At 59.6% G+C, this 7,665-nt stretch carries 10 protein-coding genes and 1 tRNA gene; 4 read left to right on the top strand and 7 right to left on the bottom strand.

The features are described from left to right. The first annotated feature begins 5 nt into the window (after positions 1–5). The 4 genes from AC04P6_RS01060 (at position 6) to AC04P6_RS01045 (ending at position 2,551) form a co-directional block, all read left to right on the top strand. Positions 6–98 (top strand) — tRNA-Ser (locus AC04P6_RS01060). A 428-nt stretch (positions 99–526) separates the two neighbouring features. Then, a complete protein-coding gene (locus AC04P6_RS01055) occupies positions 527–895 on the top strand; it encodes a GntR family transcriptional regulator (protein ID WP_475564736.1) in 369 nt (122 codons plus the stop codon). A 34-nt stretch (positions 896–929) separates the two neighbouring features. Then, positions 930–1,835: an ABC transporter ATP-binding protein gene (locus tag AC04P6_RS01050; protein WP_475564735.1), complete on the top strand. Its 906-nt coding sequence runs from the start codon at positions 930–932 to the stop codon at positions 1,833–1,835. Then, a complete protein-coding gene (locus AC04P6_RS01045) occupies positions 1,835–2,551 on the top strand; it encodes an ABC-2 transporter permease (RefSeq protein WP_475564734.1) in 717 nt (238 codons plus the stop codon). The genes AC04P6_RS01050 and AC04P6_RS01045 overlap by 1 nt, the downstream gene beginning before the upstream one ends. A 100-nt stretch (positions 2,552–2,651) precedes the next feature. Here the strand turns inward: AC04P6_RS01045 and AC04P6_RS01040 are convergent, their stop codons facing one another. The 7 genes from AC04P6_RS01040 to AC04P6_RS01010 all read right to left on the bottom strand — a co-directional run. Beyond that, positions 2,652–3,920: a peptidylprolyl isomerase gene (locus AC04P6_RS01040; protein ID WP_475564733.1), complete on the bottom strand. Its 1,269-nt coding sequence runs from the start codon at positions 3,918–3,920 to the stop codon at positions 2,652–2,654. Between the two features lie 380 nt (positions 3,921–4,300). After that, a complete protein-coding gene (locus tag AC04P6_RS01035) occupies positions 4,301–4,774 on the bottom strand; it encodes a hypothetical protein (RefSeq protein WP_475564732.1) in 474 nt (157 codons plus the stop codon). Further along, a complete protein-coding gene (locus AC04P6_RS01030) occupies positions 4,774–5,043 on the bottom strand; it encodes an ACT domain-containing protein (RefSeq protein ID WP_475564731.1) in 270 nt (89 codons plus the stop codon). The genes AC04P6_RS01035 and AC04P6_RS01030 overlap by 1 nt, the downstream gene beginning before the upstream one ends. A 27-nt stretch (positions 5,044–5,070) precedes the next feature. Next, a complete protein-coding gene (gene folE, locus AC04P6_RS01025; protein ID WP_475564737.1) occupies positions 5,071–5,631 on the bottom strand; it encodes a GTP cyclohydrolase I FolE in 561 nt (186 codons plus the stop codon). A gap of 42 nt (positions 5,632–5,673) precedes the next feature. Beyond that, on the bottom strand, positions 5,674–6,468 hold the full coding sequence (locus AC04P6_RS01020) for an exodeoxyribonuclease III (protein ID WP_475564730.1): 795 nt from the start codon (positions 6,466–6,468) through the stop codon (positions 5,674–5,676). A 186-nt stretch (positions 6,469–6,654) separates the two neighbouring features. Further along, positions 6,655–7,299, bottom strand: a complete 645-nt coding sequence (locus AC04P6_RS01015; protein ID WP_475564729.1) for a hypothetical protein — start codon at positions 7,297–7,299, stop codon at positions 6,655–6,657. Between the two features lie 89 nt (positions 7,300–7,388). Then, the coding region (locus AC04P6_RS01010; RefSeq protein WP_475564728.1) for a phosphoribosylaminoimidazolesuccinocarboxamide synthase at positions 7,389–7,665 on the bottom strand (277 nt) is incomplete at its 5' end.

Below are 7,665 nucleotides of genomic sequence, written 5' to 3'. Positions count from 1 at the left end.
CTCACGGAGGGGTGGCAGAGTGGTTGAATGCGGCGGTCTCGAAAACCGTTTTACCCGTAACCCGGGTAACGAGGGTTCGAATCCCTCCTCCTCCGCCAGTGTACATACAGCAGGTCCAGCAATGGACCTGCTTTTTTGTTGCCACGTAGCCGCACGGAGGGATTCGAACCGATGAGGTGGAATTCCGCCAAGCGAACGTGCCTGTGGCACGTTCGTAGGAATTCGCCCGACCGAGCCTGCGAGGGAGGGGTCGGGATCCGCGCCAGCGGATGCCGACCCCTCCTCCTCCGCCAGCGTACATACAGCAGGTCCAGCAATGGACCTGCTTTTTGTTGCCACGAAATGTGCCGCCCCTCAAAACGATCCCTTGCATTGCATATCGATGCGTATATACTGTGCATATCGGGTATATACAGTAGGACCAACAGAGGACAAGCAGTACCCATCCCCCGGTCCGCCGAAGACAGACGCCATACGCGCCAGGCTCCAAGGGGACGCCCGCGGAGCAAAGCAGAAGGAACGACTATTGGACATCATCATTTCCAACGCGAGCAGCAAGCCCATCTACGAGCAGGTAGAGGATCAGATCAAGGCTGCGATTCTCACCGGTGAGCTCAAGGAGGGCGAGCAACTCCCAAGCATCCGGGCGCTTGCCAACAGCCTGCGCTTGAGCGCTATCACCACGAAACGCGCCTACGCCGATCTAGAGCGCGACGGATTCATCGAGACCGTCCAGGGCAAGGGCAGCTACGTTGCCGGCGGCAACGCCGAGCTCATCCGCGAAGGACAGCTACGCGAAATCGAGGAGCTTCTCTCCCAGGCGGTTGAACGCGCCCGCGTGCTCGGCCTTGCCGACAGCGAGCTTCGGGAAATGCTCGACCTGATACAGCAATAGCGCGCCCGCAAGGGCGCCGTCGAAAGGACATTCCATGACAGCCAGCAACCCCCGCGGCAACCTCGTCGAGGCCCACGGGCTCACCAAACACTACAAGGGGTTCTCCCTCGAAAACGTCAGCCTTTCCATAGGCGAAGGCGAAGTCGTGGGTTTCATTGGCCAGAACGGCGCAGGCAAATCCACGACGATCAAAGCGCTGCTGGGGCTCATCGAGCTCGACGACGGCACCGCGAGCATGCTTGGGACGTCGAGCGCGGAGCTCTCGCGCCCATCCGGCGCCGAAGCCAAGCAACGCATCGGCATCGTATTCGACACGGTTTCGCTGCCTGAGCATCTAACGGTTGACGACGCGGGGCGCATCCACGCTCTCGCCTATGCAAATTGGGATGAGCACGCCTTTTCGAAACTCGCATCCGACCTTGGCTTGCCCATGGACAAGCAGGTGAAGGACCTCTCGCGCGGCATGGGCATGAAGCTTTCCCTTGCCTGCGCCCTAGCCCACCATCCTCAGGTGCTTTTACTAGACGAGGCTACAGCGGGACTCGACCCCATGGCGCGCGACGAGATACTCGAACGCCTCCGCGATTTCGTGGCCGAACCAGGCCGCGCCATCCTCATGAGCAGCCACATCACTTCCGACCTTGAACGCATAGCCGACCGCATCGTTTGCATCGACGCGGGGCGCATCGTCTTCGATAAGCCGAAAGACGAAATCACCGACATGGCAGGCATCGCCCGCTGCCGCGTAGCAGATTTCGAACGCGTAGCCGCATCAGGCATCATCGATGAGGCGAGCATCCGCTATCTCAAGCGCGACTATGCCATCGACCTGCTCGTTCCCAACCGATTCGCCTTCGCGGAGAACTTCCCCGACGTCCCCTGCGACCGCATGACCATCGACGATTACCTCTCCCTCACCCTGAAAGGCGGTGCGCGATAATGAAGCACGCATTTCTCATCGAGCTCGTGGTTTTCCGCAACTATGGAAAACAGCTCCTTGGCCTCGGACTCTTTGCGGCGATCCTTATTAGCGCCGGAATGCAAACGGTTCTTGCCGTACCTTCCATCACTACCGTCATGTTCTTCATGATGGGAGCCACAGTCGCGGCTCTCTACGACGAGCAGAACGATTGGGACAGCTTCCGCCTTGCCATGCCACTATCGCGTCGCGACATCGTGCTCGGCCGCTACGGAGCAATCACGGTACTTGGCCTTGGCGGAATCGCCGTAGGGCTCGTTGCCGCGTTCCTGGTAGGAGGCCTTGCCACCGCCGGCGTAATTCCCGGCGAGATGGGAAGCTCGCTTGCGCTGAACGGTGAGCTCCTGCAGAGCATGGCATTCGCTTCGGCGCTCAGCCTGCTTATCGGCGCCACGATCGCGTCCATTGCCACGCCCATCTACTTCAAGCTCGGACAAACCAGGACCACGCAGTTTCTCCCCATCATCATCGTATTGCTGCTCATCGTGCCAACAGTGCTCCTTGCCAACAGTGGACTATTTGATGCCGCAATCCCCGGGGCGGAACACGTAGCCGCATTCCTCGGCACCCCAGCCGGAGTTGCAATTTGCTGCGCTGCGCTTGCCTGCCTGGCCGCCATCATCCTGGCAGCCTCCGCCGCCGTCTCACTCAAGCTATACGAGAGCCGCGAGCTGTAGCTTCAGTTACCGCCGCCGCTAAGCTTGCCGCCATAACGCAAAAAGCCCCGCGACTTGGTTCGGCCAGGTCGCGGGGCTTCCGTTGCGTATCGAAACAGCTTTAGTTAGTGCTCGTAGAGGCGGAGTTGCTAGAGCTGTCGGTGGAAGATGCGCTCGTGGAGGCGTCGGAGCTGCTAGAGGCATCGGTGCTTGCGGAACCATCCGCAGAAGACGCTTCGGTGCTGGTTGCATCCGTAGACGAGCTCGTAGCAGCATCGGTGGACGAAGAGCTATCGGTGCTCGTGCTGCTATCGGTGGAGCCGCTCGTAGAAGAATCGGAGCTCGTGTCGGTCTGGTACTTCGACATATCCAGATCGTACGGCAGACCAGAAGGCATATCGGCCGTCCAGATGTCGGCAGCATTCTGGTAATCCTCGAGCCAGTTGTTGTATGCCGTGCTCAAGTTGCTGCTCTTCACCATCGAGCGGACGTATTCGACCAGCGCTTCGGGGGCCTGATCGAGGCTCGTAACCTCGTCGGGAGCCGTATACACTTCCGTGCACTTGATGATGTGGATGCCGTAGTCGCTGGTTACAAGACCGCTAACCTGGCCCTCTTCCAGACCATCAAGAGCCGTCTGGTATGCATCGACGAAGGAGTTCAGCAGGTCCCAGCCCACATCGCCGCCCTTTTCGGCGGAAGCGGTATCGGTGGAGTACTGCTTCGCGGCATCCTCGAAGGTGATCTCGCCGTTGTTGATCTGGTCGAGTACCTTCTGCGCGGTTGCCTCGTCATCGCTGCTAAACAGGATATGAGAAGAACGCTTGGCGCCCGAGAACGCAGAGGCGTACTGGCTCACCATGGAAAGGACTTCCTCGTCGGTGGGCTCGATATCCTCGTCCTTCACGACGACTTCCTTCAGCTTGCTTTCCAGCATGGCAGTGCGCACGCTGTCGCGATATTGGTCTTCGGTGGTGCCAGCGGAGGAAAGCGCCTGCTGCCAGGCATCGTCGGACGAGTAGTTCGACTTCATCTTCTGAACCTGCTCGTCAACCTCTTCGTTGGTGACTTCCACGCCATTTTCCTCGGCAGCCTGAACCTTGAGTTCCTTCTGCACGTAGTAATCGATTACCTGGCTGCGGACGCTCGACGGATCCATACCATACGAGGCCATCCAATTGCCCCAGTCGTCTTCGCTCTCGAGAGACTGGGAAGCACGGAACGATTCGATGTAGTCGGTAATGGTCTGCTCGGAGATTTCCGTGCCATTCACCTTGGCGGCGACAGCGTCGCTGGAATTGCTCGAAGATGAGCACGCGGCCAGGCCGAACATGCACGCGACCGTAAGGGCCGCAGCGCCTGCCGCACGCGCAACAAATGAGGTGTTCATACGCGCCTTCCTTGCATAATTGCAGCTTGTAGACTTACCAATTTTCCCATAGCGGGCATAAGGCAGATGGCTTTGCACAATATGACCACGTTACCGCTCGCATATACAGCGATTAGAGCCCCCTATTCTCTACGTTCCGTATTATCTCACTTCACGTGGGCAATTCGACCTCATTTTAGCCATTGGCCAAGCGGTGTCGCGGTACGTGCATAAAATTATTCTTGACGGAGAATAATATACGGATTATAGTGAGGCTACTCTTCCAAAAGCAGTAATGCTTTTCTCGTCTGGTGCAGGGGCCGCGCAAGCGGCCCTTGTGCTGCCCTGGGCATTAAAAATACCCCGCTTCCAGGGAAACGGGGTATCAAGCAAACAACGTCCTACCGGGAGACAAGATGGGGCAGGCTCTTCAGGGCATGCCATACGCGCTGCTTCCCTTCGCTCGACGCCATCTCGTCGTCGATATGCGGAAACGAACGCACTTCCCTACCCTGCACGCGCTGGGGCTTCCCCACTTCCACAACGCACCGATACGCCTCGGCGAAAAGGGCGGCAGCCTGCTCGCCCGCGCATACCACCGCAACCGGGTCGAGGCCCTCCAGCACTTCGAGAAGCGCGTCGGCGGAAAGGGGGCCGGCAGACGGATCGACGAGCGTAACGCCATCGTCACCATATCCAAGGGCAGCCGCGGACTTGCAAAGTGCCTCGCGCGACGCAGCGCCGCAGTCGGGGCCAGCCACAACGACAAACAACCCCGAATCGTTCCCGCTTACGCAGGAGCCATACGCCTCGAACACGTGCGCGCGACCTGCGCTATACGGGCCCCATGCGGATATTTCCCCCGATGCAGGCACTAGATCTTATACATGAAGTCGAAGACGTCCTGACGCTGCAGCGTAATCTGAACGCCCACTTTCTCGGCAACGGCGGCAAGCTTTTCCTGGACCTCGTTGAAGTCGGCCACGTCGGTATCGAGCGTGACCATCATGGTCATGCTGAAGATGCCCGACAGAATGGTCTGCGAGATATCATCGATGTTCGCATGGCATTCGGACAGAACGGCGGACACAGCCGCAACAATGCCGCTCTGGTCCTTTCCAAGCACGGAGATTACGCAACGCATGTACAAGTTCCTTTCGTTGAACTGCTACTACCGAAAAATAAGGGAGAGTGCTTCCGCGCGCGTGGCGTGGCTCTTCTCGAAGGCGCCGCGCACGGCGCTCGTCGTCGTCTTGGAGCCGGGCTTCTTCACGCCGCGCATGCTCATGCACAGATGCTCGGCCTCCATAACCACGATGACGCCTTGCGGATGAAGCTGCTCGATGAGCGTATCGGCAATCTGGCTGGTAAGGCGCTCCTGCACCTGCGGACGGCGCGCAAAGGCATCCACCAGGCGCGCAAGCTTGGAAATACCGCAGATACGGCCGTCGCTGGCCGGGATGTACGCCACATGCGCCTTACCGAAGAAGGGCGCCAGATGATGCTCGCACATGGAATAGAACGGGATGTCGCGCACGAGCACCATTTCCTCATGATGCTCGTCGAACGTCGTCTCGAAATACTGGGCGGGGTCGGCGGAAAGGCCGGCAAAGCACTCGGCGTACATCTTCGCCACGCGCTCCGGCGTCTTCAGCAGGCCCTCGCGATTCGGATCTTCGCCCACGCCCTCCAGAATGAGGCGCACGCCCTCCTCGACCTTCTTCAGGTCCATAGCCTTGCCCGAAATATCGAGTTCGTTACTCACGTAGTCTCCTTATGCGTCGAGTTCCAGCGACACGGGACAATGGTCGCTGCCATAAATATCGGAATGGATGAGCGCCATGCGCACCTTGTCGCGCAACTGCTCGCTCACCAGGAAATAGTCGATGCGCCACCCCGCGTTGTTCTCGCGCGCATGGAAGCGGTAGCTCCACCACGAATACGCACCCGTGGTTTCGGGGTTAAGCTGGCGGAACGTGTCGATGAAGCCAGCGTCGAGCAACGTAGTGAACTTCTGGCGCTCCTCGTCGGAAAAGCCCGCCTTGCCACGGTTGGGGCCAGGGTTCTTCAAGTCGATCTCGTTGTGCGCAACGTTGAAATCGCCGCACATAATAACGGGTTTCGGGTCTGCCGTATGCGGGCCCTCGGGCGTGGTTCCCTCTTCGAGGCCCTTGCAGAAATCGCGGAACGCATCATCCCATTCCATGCGGCCATCGATACGCGCGAGCTCGTTCTTGGCATTGGGCGTGTATACGCATACGAACCAGAACGCGGGATACTCGAGCGCGCAGATACGACCCTCGCCCGCCGCATCGAGTTCGGGGCGGCCCATGCTATGCAGCACGCGAAGGGGCTCCTTGCGCGCGTACACCGCCGTGCCCGAATAGCCCTTGCGATCGGCGTAGCTCCAATAGCTGGTATAACCGGGGAATTCCAGGTCGATCTGACCTTCCTGCAGCTTGGTTTCCTGCAGGGCGAAGATATCGGCGTCAAGCTGCTCGAAGGACTCCGCAAAGCCCTTCTTCGCCACGGCACGCAAGCCGTTTACATTCCACGAAACGAGTCTCATGACCATCCTTCGCATTCCGTCTCAATTGAGCAAAGTATACAGCCCGCTGCAAGGGACGCCGAGCATGCCCTTTGCGCAGCGTAGGGAAAACAGAAGATACCCCCAGATGCCACGCGCGAAGCAAAAAGGCCCGGCTCCGCAACTACGGGAACCAGGCCTTCCTTGTGCATGCAAATACCGGCGCCGCTATTCGGCGGAATCCTTCTTCGCGAACTTCGCCTTCAAGCCGCCCAGGGGATTCGAGCGGTTCTGCTTGGCGGCAGCGCGCTTGGCGGCGTCGAGGGCCTCGCGCTCGGCGCGCTCCTCCTCGGCCTTCTTGGCAGCGGCCTTAGCGGCCTTGCGCTGACGCGTGGCTTCCTTGGAGCGGGAGCCGGCGGCGTTCGCAGCATAGTTCTTGCGAATCTTGCGCACCTTCACCACGTCGATGGCGATGGAAACGATGAGCAGGGCGTAGCCCAGGCCCAGGAGCACGTAGCTTACCCAAATGATGTCGGCGGGGAGCCACATCTGCAGCGCGAACGACAGGATGGTGAGCGCCAGGGCAGCGGCGATGGAAACCCACCAGTAACGACGCCACTTCTTGTACTCGGGCGTACCCGGATCGTAGTAGCGGGCGCGCTCCTCGCGCGATGCGGCGCGGGATTCGGCGCTTTCCTGCGGGCGCTTCTTCTGGCCGAACAGGCCCGTCTTCTCGGGCTTCTTCGCGCCCTCGATGCGGACGCTGGAAGCGGCCTTGCTAACGGGCTTGGCGGATGCGGCGCTACGGCGGCTCTTGCCCTTATGCTCGTCGGCGTTCTGATAACGCTCGTTCATGGGGTTACGCTGGGACATGGATACTCCTAGATGGACATTACGTACTGCAACAGGAGAACCGCCGCAATTCCCGAGGGGATTAGCGACGGCTCTGCGGACTGTCTATTTTAAAGCGTTCGGCCCGTGATGAGCTCGTAAGCTTGCATATATTTCTGGCTCGTGGCCTCGATGACGTCGGCGGGCAGATGCGGCGGCTCTCCGGTCATGTCCCAGTTGGCACGCAACCAGTCACGCACATACTGCTTGTCGTAGCTGGGCTGCACCACACCTTCGACGTAGCCTTCCTGCGGCCAGAAGCGACTGCTGTCGGGCGTGAGGCATTCGTCGATGAGCGTAAGCTGTCCGTCAATGATGCCAAACTCAAACTTGGTGTCGGCGATAATG

This window comes from Denitrobacterium sp. (assembly GCF_056180635.1).
This window is presented reverse-complemented; position numbering and strand designations above follow the sequence as displayed.